Raw genomic sequence first — 15,585 nt, 5'->3', positions numbered from 1 at the left:
GCGCCGGCCGTGGTGCGCGCAACGCGCTGCGTCGCGCGTCCGGGGCCATCCGTCCCGTGCGCGCACGGGAATTGCTCGGCCGCGAACGGCTGTCGCCCTGTCTTCCCGTCCGGCAAGGAGTCGCATTGCTCATTTCGCCGTCCATGAAAGCGCATCGCATCGCGTGCCTCGCGCCGGGCGCCTGCATGGCCGCGCCGGTGGCCGCGCGCGCCGCCGCGATCGAGCCCGCGAACCCCGCCGGCCCGCTGCCGCTCGCGTACGTCGTGCACGCGGCCGGGCCGGCCGCGCAGCCGGTGTTCGTGCTCGGCTGGGCGCTGCTCGCGCTGTGCATGCTCGTCTGCGTCACGATCGCCGCGCTGCTGCTGATCGCGATCTTTCGCCGACGCCTGCGGACGGGCGGCCACGGCAACGGCACGGCGATCGTGACCGTCGGCAGTGCGATCTCGATCGTGCTGCTGTTCGGCGCGCTCGTGTACATGCTGCGCGTGCTCGGCGCGGTCGCGACGCCGCCGCATCCGCCCGGGCTGACGATCGTCGTCACCGCGCACGACTGGTGGTGGGACGCGCGCTATCCGGACCGCGCGGGCGGCGCCGCGATCGTCACCGCCAACGAACTGCACATTCCGGTCGGCGAGCCCGTCGCGATCGAGCTGAAGAGCGCCGACGTGATCCATGCGTTCTGGGTGCCGCAGCTCGCGGGCAAGACCCAGACGATTCCCGGCCAGACCAACCGGCAATGGCTGCAGGCCGACCGCCCGGGCGTCTATCGCGGGCAATGCTCGCAATTCTGCGGCGCGCAGCACGCGCACATGGCGCTCGAGGTCGTCGCGCAGCCGCCCGCCGCGTTTGATGCGTGGCTCGCCGCGCAGCGCGAGCCGGCACCCGCGCCCGGCACCGATGCCGAACGGCGCGGCCGGCGCGTCTTCGCCGCGCGCTGCGCGGGCTGCCATACGGTGCGCGGCACCGACGCGACGGGCGACGCGGGCCCCGATCTCACCCACGTCGCATCGCGCCGGCTGCTCGCGGCCGGCACGCTCGACAACACGCCGGACAACCTGCGCCGCTGGATCGCGCACGCGCAGCAGATCAAGCCCGACGCGCTGATGCCGTCGATCGCGCTCGCGCCGCGCGACGCCGACGATCTCGCCGCGTATCTCGCGACACTGCACTGAACGGAGGATGCCGATGGCCATCGCCCGCGATACGCCCGCCCCCGCCCGCGTGCCGGATCTCGGCGACGCGCCGCCGGGCTCGGCGCACGAGCGCGCGCTCGCCGAGTTGTGGGAATCGGCGCCCGGCTGGCGCGGCTGGCTCGGCACCGTCGACCACAAGCGCATCGGGCTGCGCTACATCGTCACCGCATTCGTGTTCCTGCTGCTCGGCGGCGTCGAGGCGCTCGTGATGCGCATCCAGCTCGCGCGGCCGAACGCGACGCTGCTCACGCCCGCGCAGTACGACGCGCTGTTCACGATGCACGGCGTCACGATGATCTTCCTCTATGCACTGCCGGTGCTGTCCGGCTTCGCGAACTACCTGTGGCCGCTGATGCTCGGCTCGCGCGACATGGCGTTCCCGCGGCTGAACGCGTTCTCGTACTGGGCATTCCTGTTCGCCGGGCTGTTCCTGTACGCGAGCTTTCCGCTCGGCGCGGTGCCCGACGGCGGGTGGTTCAATTACGTGCCGCTCACGTCGCTCGACTACAGCGCCGGCGCGAACATCGACATCTACGCACTCGGGATGATCCTGCTCGGCATCTCGACGACGGGCGGCGCCGCGAACTTCGTCGTCACGCTGCTGCGCATGCGCGCGCACGGGATGTCGATCGACCGGCTGCCGATCATCGTGTGGGGCACGCTGACGGCGTCGGTCGCGAACCTCGTCGCGGTGCCGTCGGTCAGCCTCGCGTTCCTGCTGCTGTGGCTCGACCGCAATGCCGGCACGCATTTCTTCGACGTCGCGAACGGCGGGCGGCCGCTGCTGTGGCAGCACCTGTTCTGGATGTTCGCGCACCCGTGGGTGTACGTGGTCGTGCTGCCGGCGATGGGCATCGTGTCGGATGCGCTGCCCACCTTCTGCCGGCGGCCGCTCGTCGCTTACGAGGCCGTCGCGGTGTCGACCGTCGCGACGATGCTGATCGGCTTCGAGGTGTGGGTCCACCACATGTTCGCGACCGGCATCGCGCCGCTCGCGCTCGCGTTCTTCGGCGCGGCCAGCATGCTGATCTCGATTCCGAGCGCGGTCGCGGTGTTCGCGTGGATCGCGACGATCTGGACCGGCCGCCCGGTGTTCCGCACGCCGTTCCTGTATTTCGCGGGCTTCGTGCTGATGTTCGTGATCGGCGGCGTGTCGGGCGTGATGACGGCCGCCGTGCCGCTCGACTGGCAGCTCACCGACACCTACTTCGTCGTCGCGCACCTGCATTACGTGCTGCTCGGCATCAACGTGTTCCCGGTGCTCGGCGGCGTCGCGTACTGGTTCCCGAAGTTCACCGGGCGGATGATGAACGAGCGGTTCGGCCGCTGGACCTTCTGGGTCGTCCTGGCCGGCTTCAATCTCGGCTTCTTTCCGATGCACGTCTCCGGGCTGCTCGGGATGCCCCGCCGCATCTATACGTATCCGTCCGGGATGGGCTGGGACACGTCGAACCTGCTGACGACGATCGGCTCGTTCGTGTTCGGGATCGGCATCGTGATGTTCGTCGTCAACGCGCTGGTGAGCGCGCGGCGCGGCGCGCGGGCCGGCGAGAATCCGTGGGGCGGGGCCGGGCTCGAATGGTCGGTCGCGTCGCCGACACCCGTGTACAACTTCGCGGTGCTGCCGCTCGTCGCGTCGCGGCATCCGCTGTGGGAGACGCGCGACGATGCGCGCCGCACCAGCATGCGGGTCGGCTACCGGCTCGCCGACGGGCGCGAGGCGCTCGCCGTCACGCCGCTCGCGGCCACGCCGAACGCGATCCTGAAGATGCCTGACGACACCTGCATCCCGTTCGTGCTCGCGCTGCTCGCCACCGCGGTGTTCGCGGCGATGCTCATGCGCTCGCCCGCCCTCGTCTGCGCGGCCGTGGCCGGCTGCGCGTTCGCCACCGCCGCGTGGCTGTGGCCGCGCCGCACGCTCGGCCAGCGGGCGCGCGTGCCGGCCCGCGCCGACACGCAGGCGCCGGCCGCCGCCGGGCTGCATCCGGACGAACCGTCGTCGGCGGCGGTGCCGCCGGGCGCGCCGGCCGCCTGCATCGAACCGCTGCCGGTCGGCAGTTGCGGCGCGCGCGCGGGCGGCTGGTGGGGCGTGATCACGCTCGTCGTGACCGAAGCCGGGCTGTTCGGCTACCTGCTGTTCTGCTACTTCTACCTGCAGTCACAATCGGCCGCGCCGTGGCCGCCCGAAGGCATGCCGAAGATCGGGCTCGCGGCCGTCAACACGGCCGTACTGCTGTCGAGCAGCGGGTTCGTGTGGCTCGCCGAGCGCGCGGTGCGGGCCGGCCGGCGGCCGCGCGCGGTGGCCGCGCTGGCCGTCGCGCTGGCGCTCGGCACCGCGTTTGCCGTCGTGCAACTGCACGAATGGCGCGACCATCCGTACGGCCCGACCGCGCACCTGTACGGCAGCCTCTATTTCACGATCACCGGGTTCCACCTCGCGCACGTCGTCGCCGGTCTCGCGATCCTCGCGCTGCTGACGGGGTGGACGGCCGCCGGCTTCTTCGGCCGCGAGCGGCGGGTCGCGCTGACGGTCGGTGGCCTCTACTGGCACTTCGTCGACATCGTGTGGCTGTTCATCTTCACCGCGCTGTACGTGTCGCCGTACTGGCTCAGGAGCGCGGGATGAACGACGCGCGACGCTCGTGGACATCGCTGCTCGCGATCGCGGCCGGCCTCGTCGGCGCGCCGGCGCTGTGGTTCGCGCAGATGCTCGTGTCGGAGACGCTCGCGTCGACCGCGTGCTATCCGCTTGGCGTCGCGCAGGCGACGCCGCGCTGGGCGCACGTGGGCGGGTGGCTCGCGCTGATCGCCGCGTGCACGTTCGCGCTGGCCGCGGCTTTCGCGACCTGGCTCGTGCGCACCTGGCGGCATCGGCACGACACCGGCGCCGCCCTCGCGACGCGCGACGACAGTACGCGCTTTCTCGCGCGCTGCGGGATGCTCGCCGCGCTCGGCTTCGTGATCGGCCTCGTGTTCACGGGCATCGTCACGGCTTTCGTGGGGCCCTGCAGCCCATGGCACTGAACCTGAATCCTCATCCGAATCCGTTGCGGCTCGCGTGGGCGCATGCGCCGTGCCGTCGCGCACGCGACATACGTACCTTACGCACCGCACTCGGCGCGCTGGCGGCACTGGCCGTTTGCGGCGCACTCGCGGGCTGCGACGCGCACGACGACACCGCGCGAAACGACGATCCGGCGGATACCGGATCGTCGGCTTCGGCACCGGCCGCCGAGCCCGACGCCGGCTGGCGATTCACGCGGATTCGTGCAACGGCCGATGCCGCAGCGGCGGCCGGCGCATCGTTGTCCGCCCGCGTGCGTGACGACCCGAGGCTCGCGCAACCGGGCGCCATCGCGATACCGGAATCTGCGTCTGCCTCAGCGCCACGAGCCACGGCTGCGGATGCCCCCACCCGTCTCCCGGCCGTCCAGGCCGCCGCGGCGGACGCCGACGCCGCAACGCTCGCGCGCGGCCGCTATCTCGCGCTCGCCGGCGACTGCTCGGCGTGCCACGACGCGGCCGATCACACGCCGTACGCAGGCGGCCTGCCGGTGAATTCGCCGTTCGGGCCGATCTATGCGCCGAACATCACGCCGGACCCGACGCACGGCATCGGCCGCTACACGCTGCAGCAATTCGACGACGCGCTGCGTCGCGGCGTGCGCGCCGACGGCAGCCGGCTTTATCCGGCGATGCCGTATCCGTCGTTCGCACGGCTGAGCGCCGACGACGTGCGCGCGCTGTACGCGTATTTCATGCACGGCGTCGCGCCGTCCGCGAACGCGGTGCGCGCGACGCGCCTGCCGTTTCCGTTCAACCAGCGCTGGGCCCTCGCGCTGTGGCGCTTCGCGTTCGCGAACACCGGCCGGTTCGCGCCGTCGCCGTCGCGGTCCGCCGAATGGAATCGCGGCGCGTATCTCGTGCAGGGCCTCGGCCACTGCGGCGCCTGCCATACGCCGCGCGGCCCCGGCTTCAACGAGCGCGGCTACGACGAGCGCAGCGCCGCGTTCCTGACCGGCGGCATCAACGACCACTGGTTCGCGCCGAACCTGACGGGCGCGTCCGCGGACGGCCTCGGCCGCTGGTCGGCCGACGACATCGCCACGTTCCTGCGCAGCGGCCATGCGGCGCGCGGCGCGGTGTTCGGCGCGATGGCGCCCGTCGTCGGCGAGAGCACCGCGTTGCTCACCGACGCCGACCGTCACGCGATCGCCGTCTACCTGAAGTCGCTGCCGGCGCAGCCGACCGCGGCGACGAACCCGCTCGGCATCGGCACCGCGCGGCTGACCGCGGCCGGGCCGCGCCCGGAAGGCGGCCAGCAGGCGCCGGGCGCCGGCGTGTATGCGGGATTCTGCGCACGCTGCCACGGCGCCGACGGCGCGGGCGTGCGCGATCACGGGCCGCCGCTTGCCGACAACCCGGTCGTGCTCGCGGCCGATCCGACCAGCGCGATCCGGATCGTCGTCGAAGGCGCGCGGCCCGCGCCGGGCACGTCGGGGCCGGTGCAGCGGATGCCTGCGATGCACGGCGTGCTGACGAACGGCGAGATCGCGGCAGTGGTCAGCTATGTGCGCGGGGCGTGGACGAATCGCGCCGCGCCGGTGTCGGAGCGCGACGTCAGGCGATTGGCCGCGAAGATCGATCGTTGAGCAAGGCCGAATGCGGTCGGCATGCGACGCCGGAGAGTGCTTCGGAATCGGCCCTTCGTTGCGATCGACGTCGGATGCCGTCACGGGGTGTCGTGCCTTCGTGCGATGAAAGATGGGCCTGCTCGTTCGCTACCGGCCCCGGTGCGTCGCGCGTACCGAGGCCAAATCATTCCGCCGCACAACATCGACGAAGCGAAATCCGCCCGGAGGTCGTGATCCTCGTTGCAGCCCTGCATCGCCAGTCCATGCCTATCTGTAACGTCGATGAAAAAAGTACGCCGTACTGATGTATTACGTCCGGCCCCCTGTGGCACACGGCTTGCGCCTGCTTGCACACCGGAATCTCCCGCGCGGGTAACGGGACAGAACACACGGAGCGTACGTCATGATCGGCCCTCTCGAACGCGTCGGACGCGTACCGCTGGCCACCCGGCACAGCGGCCGCATGCTCGCCTCTCGTCGGCCGCGGGCTTGGGAGCGATACGGTGCGCCGGCTCGCCGAGGCCCGCGCGAACCGGTGCCCCTCGTCAGCGTGCCGCGACGATGGCGCTAAGCACGCATGCGGCGCCGCCGCCCGAAATCGCCGTCGCCAAGCACGCACCGGCCGCCGCGCCGGGCGGCCGGGAACTGCGGATCGCGACGTACGACATCCGCGGCAGCTACGGCGCGTGGCCGGCGCGCGCGGCCGACCGGATCGGCGACGTGATCCGCGAACTCGACGTGGACGTGATCGCGCTGCAGGACGTGCCGCTCGGCGGCACGCGCGCGCCGGACGTGCTCGCGCATCTGCGCGACGCGACTGGCATGCATGCGGTGGCCGCCCCGACGATCGACACGCCGGCGCGCCGCTACGGCAACGCGGTGCTGTCGCGCTGCCCGATCCGCGCGGCGCGCACGCTCGACCTGTCGTTCCACGCGCGCGAGCCGCGCGGCGCACTCGAGGTCGACATCGATTGCGGCGCAAGCACGCTGCGCGTAGTCGCGACCCGCCTCGGGCTGTCGGCCGACGAGCGCGGCGCGCAGGTGCAACGGCTGCTTGCCGAATTCGACACGAGCGCGATGCCGGTGATCCTGCTTGGCGACATCGACGAACGGTGCGTGCGCAGCCGCGCGCTGCAGGCGCTCGTCGCACGGTTCCGGCGCGCGCCGGCGCCGCGCCCGTTCCCCCCCGCGTGCCCGGGGTTCTGGCGGGACCGAATCTGGGTCCACCCGGGCGAGCTGCTGATCGACATGGTCGTGCATCGCAGCATACGCGCGCGGCGCACGTCGGATCATTACCCGCTGGTCGCGCGGCTGCGCGCGCCGACCGCGGTGAACGCAGCCGCCGAGGCAAGCAGGTACGGTTCGCAATGAGCGGGGCACGCGTCGCAACCCGCGTGCGTGCCAGTCGGCGGAGTTTCCGGAACGAATCCCGGCGCATGACGTGCCCCCCGCCCTGAGAACGAACCCGAGGCGCGTTTCACTGCCGTCGCGTTCGTCCGATCACATCAAGCGACCGACCCGCTTTCCCCCTTTCACGACCACTCTTCCGGCGGCAACGGTCCGCCGTCGTCCTCCCACGACGGCTGGGCAGTCTCATCGCGTTTGCCCGCGGTGCCTGCCGTCACCGGCCCGCTCTTCGCTTCCGGCTTCCGCGCCGGCCGCGTGCCGCGCGACGCCGCCCCTGCGTTGCGCTCGCGCGTGGGCGCCACCGTGCGCTTGGCGCCCGCGCGCCCCTCGTCGATCGATTCGGCCTGCTTCGTCGGCCGTGCCTGCGAAGTCGCGTTCATGCTCCTCTCCCGTCTCAACGATCAAGCAGCCGACCCGCAAGACCGATGCCCGCGCCGGGCAGGCGGATTGCTCCATCCGTCGGGTCCAGCTTATCGCCCGGAGACGACCATGCCGACCGACCGCCCCACGCCGCCTGCCACGCGCCACCGCCTCGGCGAATGGATGGCCCGCGAAGAAGCACACATGGCCGCTTTCCGCGACAAGGTCGCAGCCGATGCGCGCGCGCATGCGGGCGACCGGCTGCGTACGCCGGCCGTGCAGGAATTCGCACGGCTGTTCGACGACGACGCATTGCTGCGCATGAGCGTCGTGCGCGCGATCGACGAAGCGGCGGAGGCGGGCCATCGGCTCGGCTATGCATCCGTCGGCGAGCTGATGACCGTGCTGGATTTCCTGATGACCTACACGCCGCCGTTCAGCGAAGCGAGCCTGATCGTGTGCCCGATCAACGCGTTTCTCGACTGGCCGATGTGCATGCCGTCGGGCCATGCGCTGTTTCGCGACGCCACCGTCAACGCGCATCTGCAACGCATGCTGAACGTATGGTGCGACTTCCTCGGCGGCCCGCACTCGCGCGCGCATCTCGACACGTCGGCACCCGACGGCTGGTTCTGCGACGCCGCGCGCGAGCGCGTCGGGCTGTCGCAGTTCCAGTATCGCGACGACCTGCCGTACTGGGGCTTCACGTCGTGGAACGACTTCTTCACGCGGCGCTTTCGCGACGGCGCGCGCCCCGTCGCGGCGCCCGACGATCCGCACGTGATCGTCAGCCCGTGCGAGGCGGCCCCGTATCACACCGAATCGAACGTGAAGCTGCGCGACCGGTTCTGGCTCAAGGAGCAGCCGTATTCGCTGCGCGACATCTTCACGCCCGCGTGGCTGTCGCTCGCCGAGCGCTTCGTCGGCGGCGACCTGTATCAGGCGTACCTGAGCGCATACAACTACCATCGCTGGCATGCACCGGTGCGCGGCGTCGTCACGCATGCGTACCGGGTCCACGGCACCTACTACTCCGTCGCGGACGCGGAAGGCCCCGACCCGGCCGGACTGAACGACTCGCAGGGCTACATGACGGCCGTCGCGACGCGCGCCGTGGTCGCGATTGCGTGCGACGATCCGGGCATCGGCACCGTGGCGGCCGTGTTCGTCGGCATGGGCGACGTATCGTCCTGCGTGATCGACGTCGTGCCCGGCCAGCGGGTCGACAAGGGCGACGAGATCGGCTATTTCCAGTTCGGCGGTTCGACCTGTTGCCTGCTGTTCGAAGCCGGGGTGATCGACCGGTTCCTGCATGCGCCGCCGCTCGCCGGCGACGCGCCCGTCGTGCCGGTCAATTCGGCGGTCGCGGTCGCCCGCTGAGTCGCGCGCCGCTCGTCGGGCCGGCGCGCCCCGCGCGCGGGCAGCGGTGCAATGTTTTCAACGATTTGTAATGCCGCCGCGCGAACGCCGCGCCGTCGAGCGCCGGCCGACGCGGGTTCACGCCGCCTGCGGCGCCAGCGAATCGATCAGCGCGCCGTTGAACGCGGGCAGGTCGTCGGGCTTGCGGCTGGTGATGAAAGGGCCGTCGCGTACGACTTCCTGATCGACCCACTTGCCGCCCGCATGACGGATGTCGTCCTGCAGGCTCGGCCAGCTCGTCATCGTGCGGCCTTCCACGAGGCCGCAGGACACGAGCAGCCAGCCGCCGTGGCAGATCGCCGCGACCGGCTTGCCGGCGCCGACGGCCGCCGTCACGAACTCGCGCGCGGCCGTCACCATCCGGATCGCGTCGCCGTTCACGACCCCGCCGGGCAGCACGACCGCGTCGTAATCGCCCTCGCGCACCTCGTCGAACGTATGATCGACCTTCACGCGCTTGCCCTTCTCGACGTGCCTGAAGCCCTGGATCTCGCCCGCTTCCTCCGAAATCACGTCGACCTGCGCGCCTTCGGCCGCCAGTGCGCGCTGCGGTTCGACGAGTTCGGCTTCCTCGAAACCGTCGACCGCGAGGATCGCCACCTTGCAATGTTCCAGCCTTCCGCTCATGAAATCCTCCGTCAGTAATGCGGCACGCGTCGTGCCGAGCCGGTCTTGCAGCAAGCGGCGTGCCGATCGTGCCGACGGGATGCGCGCGACAGACCCGGCGAATGCTTGCGCGCCCCGACGCGCGCGGGTGTCGCGCTTCCAGAGTCCGCCGGACGTCGGCGGTCGGCGGCAGTCGGCGGCAGTCGGCGGCGACACTGCGCTACTGCAGGCGACTTGCGGCGTCCGGCATCGCGTCGGTCACTTCGATCACGAGGCGGACATTCCCGCCCCATCGACTCGGCAACGCGCATGCCGTCGTCGGCACGCTGGCGCGGCGCGGCACGCGGCTTGCGTCGCTGCACCGCGTACGGACCCGTGTGTCCACCACCGTCTGTCACTTTTACGGAGTCCTCGTTATGCCTTCCGCTTCCGCTGCGCACGGCAAGCGCCGCACGCGACGCCCGGGCCGCGCCCGCGGCACCGCCCCGACCCATCGCAAGCGCTGGTCCGGCGAAGTCACCCAAACAAGCGACGCGCTCGACATCGAGCCCGACATCTTCAAATCCGACGATCCGGCCGCCATCGCCGCGTCGCTCAAGCATTCGGCCGAACACAGCCGCCGCCGCAAGGCGTCGCCGTTCCAGTCGGCGATGTCGATGCTGAATTTCTACGTGAACCGGGCGGGCCGCAATTTGCCGAAGACACGCCGCGCGACGCTCGAACGCGCGAAGCGGAAACTGCGCGAGGCGTTCGGCCGCAAGCCCTGAGCGGCTTGCGCGCCCGTCCTGCCAACCATCGATAGCCGTACACATGCACGAAACGCTCTGGTACCTGATCGTCGGCGCCGTGCTGATGGGCATGGGCCTCGCGGCGTCCGCGCTGCGCCACCTGCCGTGCAGCACCGCGATGATCTATCTCGCGCTCGGCGTCGCGCTCGGCCCCGCCGGCGCCGGTCTGCTGCATCTCGATCTCGAACGCGACGCGCGGCTGCTGCGCGAAATCGTCGAAGTCGCGCTGCTCGTGTCGCTGTTCGCGATCGGGCTGCGGCTGCGCGTGCCGCTCACCGACCGGCTATGGCTCGTGCCGTGCCGCCTCGGGCTGCTCGCGATGATCATCACGGTGCCGCTGCTCGCCGCATGCGCGGTGCTCGCGCTCGGGCTCGACTGGGGCCCCGCGTTGCTGCTTGCCGCGATCCTCGCGCCGACCGACCCCGTGCTCGCGCACGACGTGCAGGTGCACGACCCGGGCGATCGCGACCTGGTGCGCTTCGCGCTGTCAGGCGAAGGCGGCCTGAACGACGGCGTCGCGCTGCCGTTCGCGCTGGCGGGGCTCGCGCTGTGCGGCACACGCGACGCGACGGACGGACTGCCGCCGCTGTCCGGCGCGTTCGCGCTCGTCACGCTGTGGGGTATCGCGGGCGCGGCCGCGATCGGCGGCGGCCTCGGCTGGGCGGCGACCAAGACGATCGGCTGGCTGCGCACGCGTCATGCGCAGGCGCTCGGCCTCGAGGGCTTCTTCGCGCTCGCGCTGATCGTGCTGTCGTTCGGCGCCGCGCAGCTCGCGCACACGTTCGGCTTCATCGCGGCATTCGCGGCGGGCGTCGCGATGCGCCGCGTCGAGCATCGTGCGAGCGGCGACCGCATGCCGCGCGAAGTGATCGGCCGGATCGATTCGGCAGACGTCGTCGCCACCGAGCAGCATCCGGACAAAGCGCATGCGTTCATGACGGAATCCGTACTCGGCTTCACCATCGAACTCGAGCGGATCGCGGAAGCCGTCGTGATGACGATGATCGGCAGCGTGCTCGCGACGCTGCCCGGCCCGCTGATCACCGTGGGCGCCGCGATGCTGGCCGCCGTGCTGTTCGTCGTCGTGCGCCCGCTGGCCGTGCTCGCCACGCTCACCGGCTCGCCCGCGACGCATGCGCAGCGGCGGCTGATGGCGTGGTTCGGCATCCGAGGGATCGGTTCGTTCTACTACCTGCTGTATGCGCTGGAACACGGGCCGTCGAACGCGGTGCGCCCGCTCGCGGCGCCCGTGCTGGCCGTGGTGTCGGCATCGGTGATCGCGCACGGCATCTCGGCGACGCCGCTGATGAACTGGTACCACCGGCTGCAGCAGCGGCGCTGATGCTCACGAATCGGCGCCCAGTTCAGCGCGCATCGCCGCGGTGATGCGCTGACGCGCGTTCGCATAACCTTCCCACGGGTCGCGCGTCAGCGCGTCAAGGCGCTCGTGCAGTGTGTCGATCGTCCATTGCGCGCCGCCCGTCGTCGTCGGCACCTCGTCCCAGTCGAGCGGCACCGACACGCCCAACCCGGGCCGCGCGCGCACCGAGTACGCGGCGATCGTGCTCGCGCCGCGCCCGTTGCGCAGGTAGTCGACGAAGATCTTGCCGCGCCGGTGACGCGGCCCCATCGTCGCCGTGAAGCGCTCGGGCAGCGTGCCGGCGACGTGCTGGGCCACCGCGCGCGAAAATGCCTTCACGTCGTCCCAGCCCGCGTGGCGCGTGAGCGGCACGACGACGTGCAGCCCCTTGCCGCCGCTCGTCTTGCAGAACGACACGAGCCCGAGCGCGTCGAGCAGCCCGCGCACGAGCTGCGCGGCGTCGATCATCGCGCGCCACGGCAGCGCCGGATCGGGATCGAGGTCGAACACCATGCGGTCCGGCCGCTCGATGTTCGACGCATGCGCGTTCCATGTGTGCAGCTCGATCGTGCCCATCTGCGCGGCGCCGAGCAGCGCGTCGACGCTGTCGATCGACAGCAGCGGTCCGTGGCCCGGGTCGAGCCCGTCGTGCTGCGTGACGAACGGAATCTCGCGGCGCTCCGCATGCTTCTGGAAGAACAGCTCGCCGCCGATGTCGCCCGGGGCGCGCACGAGCGACACGGGCCGGCCCTTCAGGTCCGGCAGCAGCCACGGCGCGACCCATTGCCAGTAATGCGCGAGATCGATCTTGCGCGTGCCGCTTTGCGGGTCGAGCACGCGGTCGGGGTGCGTGATGCGCACGCGGCCGACGTGGTCGGCGGCCTCGCCGTGCGACTTTCCTGAAGACGCGGACGAGCGCGCGCTTCTGCGCCCCGTGTCCGTCTTTCTTGCCGGCGGGGAAGATTCATGCGCTTCGCGCGGTTCGTTCATGGTCGTCTCCGTTCCGGTTGGCTTTGGCACTTCGCGGACGATCTGCCGCGCCGGCTTGTCTTCGCGCAGCGCGATGAACGCAGCCTGCCGCACGATGCCGTCGCCCGTCCATTCCGCGAATTCGCATTCGGCGACGAGCGTCGGCTCGACCCAGTGGACACGCGTGCGGGAACGTTCGCGCGGCGGCGGATCGAACGGCGGCGTCGCGCGTTCGTGCCGGCGCAGCAGCGCGGCGAGCCGGTCGAGCATGCGCGTATCGAAGCCGGTGCCGACGCGGCCGACATAGCGCAACGGCGCCGCACCGCGCTGCCGCTTGCCGCCCGCGGGCGGCTCGTGGACGCCGAGCAGCAGCGCGCCGAAGCCGTGCCGGCTGCCCGACGGCTCGGTATAGCCGCCGATCACGAACTCCTGCCGGCGCCGGCATTTCAGCTTGATCCACGTGGACGAGCGGCCGCCGCGATAGCGGGAATCCGCGCGCTTGCCGATCAGCCCTTCGAGCCCCGTGTCGCACGCGTTCGCGAACAGCGCGGCGACGTCGCCGCCGAGGTCGGGCGAATCGCGCAGCCGCGCGGGATCGCTGCCGGCGAGCAAGGGCCCGAGCAGCGCGCGACGCGCGGTGAGCGGCGCATCGCGCAGGTCGTAGCCGTCGAGATACGGCAGGTCGAACACGAACAGCGTCACGGCCTCCGAGCGGCCCGCGCCGAGCGCGTTCTGCAGTGCCTGGAAATTGGGCAGGCCATTCTCGCCGAGCACGACCGCCTCGCCGTCGAGCCACGCATTGTCGACGTCGAGCGCGGCGAGCGCGTCGCGCTGTACGCGCAGTTTCGCGGTCCAGTCGCGACCTTCGCGCGTCATCAGCGTGACGCGCCGCCGCGTGCCGCGGCCCGCGATCCGCGCCAGGATCCGGTAACCGTCGAATTTCACTTCGTAGCGCCAGTCGTCCTGAGCGGGCGGTGTATCGACCAGTGTCGCGAGTTGCGGCGCGATCCAATCGGGCAACGCGGCGCGCACTGCGCCTTCCACGCGCGACGGATCGACCGCGGCCGTGCTCGCGCCGCCGCTGTCATGCGGCGCCGCAGCCGACGCCGGGGGCGAGCCGTGCACGCTGCCCGGCCGCTCCGCGACCACGTCGAATGCCTCCGCATCGCGTGCGTCGTCGTCACGCTCCTTGATCAGCAGCCATTGCTCCTGCCGCCCCTGCTGCCGCCCGCTGCGCACCAGCGCCCAGCCGCCGTGCAGCTTCGTGCCGTCGAGGCGGAACGTCAGCTTGCCGGCACGATAGCCGGCGCGTGCCTGCGCGATGCCGCCGTCGGGCGTCCACGTGCCTTCGTCCCATACGGTGACCGAGCCGGCGCCGTAGTGCCCGGCCGGGATCTCACCTTCGAACGACGCGTATTCGAGCGGATGATCCTCGACGTGCACGGCCAGCCGTTTCACCGACGGGTCGACGCTCGGCCCCTTCGGGATGGCCCACGACTTCAGCGTGCCGTCGAGTTCGAGCCGGAAGTCGTAGTGCAGCCGCCGCGCGTGATGCTCCTGGATCACGAAGCGCAGCGGCCGGGCCGTGCGCGCGGCCGCGCCCGCCTTCCGCGCAGGCCGGGCCTTCGGGGTATCGCGGGCCGTCTGCGCATTCGCGTCGGCATGCGCGCGCCGCCGCCCGTGCGCGCCCTGCGGCTCCGGCGTCGCATCGAAGCGGCGCTTGCGGCGATAGGGGTCGAGCTTGCCGGCCATCGCGTCACCCTCCGTGCGGCGCCGTCACGCGGCGTGCCTGCGGCGCACGGCGGTCTTCTTCGCCGCGTGCGTGGCGCTCGCGCCGTGCTTCGCAGCCGCGCGTTTCGATGCCGTCTTCGTCGCGCCTTTCGCGGTACTTTTCGCTGCCCCTTTCGCTGCCGCTTTCGCTGTCTCTTTCGCGGCCCCCTTCGCCGCCGGCTTGCGCCGTGCGCCGGCCGCACGCGCAGGCGCCCGCGCGTCCTCGCCGTCGTCCTCGTCGTCATCCGTGCGCGATCCACGCGCACCGCCGCCCTTCAGGCTGCGCTTCAGAAGCTCGGTGAGGTCGAGCACGTTGGTCGCCGTGCGCGCCGTCTGCGCGGGCCGGTCCTCGATTTCCTCGATGCGGCCCGCGTGCACCTTGCGCTCGACCAACTCGAGGATGTCGTCGCGGAACGTGTCGTGATACTCGTCCGGCGTCCACGAGCCGGCCATGTCGTCGATCAGCTTCTTCGCCATCGCGAGTTCGCGCGCACTGACGCCCGCGCGCTTCGCGTCCTCGACCGGCGTCGACAGCTCGTCGAGCGGGCGCAGTTCCTCCTGCCAGCGCAACGTATCGAGCGCGAGCAGCGGCCCCACCGGAATCAGCGCGCCGAGATGCTGGCGGTCGCGTATCACGAGGTGCGCGATACCGATCTTGCCGCTGTCCTTCAGCGCGTCGCGCAGCAGCGCGTAGACCTTCTCGCCCTTGCGGTCCGGCACGAGGTAGTACGGCGTGTCGAGATACAGGAACGACACGGCGTCCGCGTCGACGAACGTGACGATGTCGACGGTCTGCGTCGATTCGGGGTTCGCCGCGCGGATCTCGTCGTCGGTCAGCACCACATAGCGCTCCTTCTCGTACTCGTAGCCGCGCACGATGTCCTCGCGTGTGACTTCCTTGCCGGTGCGCTTGTTGATCTGCCGGTAGCCGACCGGGTCCATCGAGCGCTTGTCGAGCAGCCGGAACGACGGCTTCACGGTGCGCGTGGCCGGGAACAGCTGCACGGGCACGTGAACGAGCCCGAAGCTGATCGCGCCTTTCCAGATCATGCGTGCCATCGATGTCCTCCTCGCGGCGT

Annotated in this window: 12 protein-coding genes; 8 read left to right on the top strand and 4 right to left on the bottom strand. The window is 71.2% G+C overall.

The annotated features are described in order from the left end of the window. Positions 1–143: 143 nt before the first annotated feature. The 5 genes from coxB (at position 144) to WJ16_RS17100 (ending at position 7,198) form a co-directional block, all read left to right on the top strand. Positions 144–1,172 (top strand): cytochrome c oxidase subunit II, encoded by a 1,029-nt coding sequence (gene coxB, locus WJ16_RS17120; RefSeq protein WP_157126793.1) that lies wholly within the window; start codon positions 144–146, stop codon positions 1,170–1,172. 13 nt (positions 1,173–1,185) lie between these two features. Next, entirely contained in the window at positions 1,186–3,819 is a 2,634-nt protein-coding gene (gene ctaD, locus WJ16_RS17115; protein WP_069258769.1) for a cytochrome c oxidase subunit I, read from the top strand. Next, the gene (locus WJ16_RS17110; protein WP_069258268.1) at positions 3,816–4,217 is read left to right on the top strand and encodes a cytochrome C oxidase subunit I; all 402 of its coding nucleotides are present in this window, start codon (positions 3,816–3,818) and stop codon (positions 4,215–4,217) included. The genes ctaD and WJ16_RS17110 overlap by 4 nt, the downstream gene beginning before the upstream one ends. After that, positions 4,208–5,845 (top strand): cytochrome c, encoded by a 1,638-nt coding sequence (locus tag WJ16_RS17105; RefSeq protein ID WP_084636052.1) that lies wholly within the window; start codon positions 4,208–4,210, stop codon positions 5,843–5,845. The genes WJ16_RS17110 and WJ16_RS17105 overlap by 10 nt, the downstream gene beginning before the upstream one ends. 543 nt (positions 5,846–6,388) lie before the next feature. Further along, entirely contained in the window at positions 6,389–7,198 is an 810-nt protein-coding gene (locus WJ16_RS17100) for an endonuclease/exonuclease/phosphatase family protein (RefSeq protein WP_069258267.1), read from the top strand. A gap of 161 nt (positions 7,199–7,359) precedes the next feature. On the opposite strand, the gene WJ16_RS17095 is transcribed toward WJ16_RS17100, so the two are convergent. Next, positions 7,360–7,614 (bottom strand): hypothetical protein, encoded by a 255-nt coding sequence (locus tag WJ16_RS17095; protein WP_069258266.1) that lies wholly within the window; start codon positions 7,612–7,614, stop codon positions 7,360–7,362. Positions 7,615–7,723: 109 nt separating this feature from the next. Here WJ16_RS17095 and WJ16_RS17090 point away from each other — a divergent pair, with 109 nt between their 5' ends. Then, complete coding sequence (locus WJ16_RS17090; protein WP_069258265.1) at positions 7,724–8,974, top strand: phosphatidylserine decarboxylase family protein; 1,251 nt, start codon at positions 7,724–7,726, stop codon at positions 8,972–8,974. 117 nt (positions 8,975–9,091) lie between these two features. On the opposite strand, the gene WJ16_RS17085 is transcribed toward WJ16_RS17090, so the two are convergent. Further along, the gene (locus tag WJ16_RS17085) at positions 9,092–9,640 is read right to left on the bottom strand and encodes a type 1 glutamine amidotransferase domain-containing protein (protein WP_069258767.1); all 549 of its coding nucleotides are present in this window, start codon (positions 9,638–9,640) and stop codon (positions 9,092–9,094) included. Between the two features lie 395 nt (positions 9,641–10,035). On the opposite strand from WJ16_RS17085, the gene WJ16_RS17080 reads away from it, so the two are divergent. Together WJ16_RS17080 and WJ16_RS17075 are read left to right on the top strand one after the other, a co-directional pair. Beyond that, the gene (locus WJ16_RS17080; protein ID WP_069258264.1) at positions 10,036–10,386 is read left to right on the top strand and encodes a DUF3175 domain-containing protein; all 351 of its coding nucleotides are present in this window, start codon (positions 10,036–10,038) and stop codon (positions 10,384–10,386) included. Positions 10,387–10,429: 43 nt separating this feature from the next. Beyond that, positions 10,430–11,749, top strand: a complete 1,320-nt coding sequence (locus tag WJ16_RS17075) for a cation:proton antiporter domain-containing protein (RefSeq protein ID WP_069258263.1) — start codon at positions 10,430–10,432, stop codon at positions 11,747–11,749. A gap of 3 nt (positions 11,750–11,752) precedes the next feature. Here the strand turns inward: WJ16_RS17075 and ligD are convergent, their stop codons facing one another. Then, on the bottom strand, positions 11,753–14,488 hold the full coding sequence (ligD, locus tag WJ16_RS17070; RefSeq protein ID WP_069258262.1) for a DNA ligase D: 2,736 nt from the start codon (positions 14,486–14,488) through the stop codon (positions 11,753–11,755). A gap of 24 nt (positions 14,489–14,512) precedes the next feature. Continuing rightward, complete coding sequence (ku, locus tag WJ16_RS17065) at positions 14,513–15,565, bottom strand: non-homologous end joining protein Ku (RefSeq protein WP_069258261.1); 1,053 nt, start codon at positions 15,563–15,565, stop codon at positions 14,513–14,515. Positions 15,566–15,585 lie beyond the last annotated feature (20 nt).

The sequence above is a fragment of the Burkholderia metallica genome (assembly GCF_001718555.1).
Classification (GTDB): Bacteria; Pseudomonadota; Gammaproteobacteria; order Burkholderiales; family Burkholderiaceae; genus Burkholderia; species Burkholderia metallica.
This window is presented reverse-complemented; position numbering and strand designations above follow the sequence as displayed.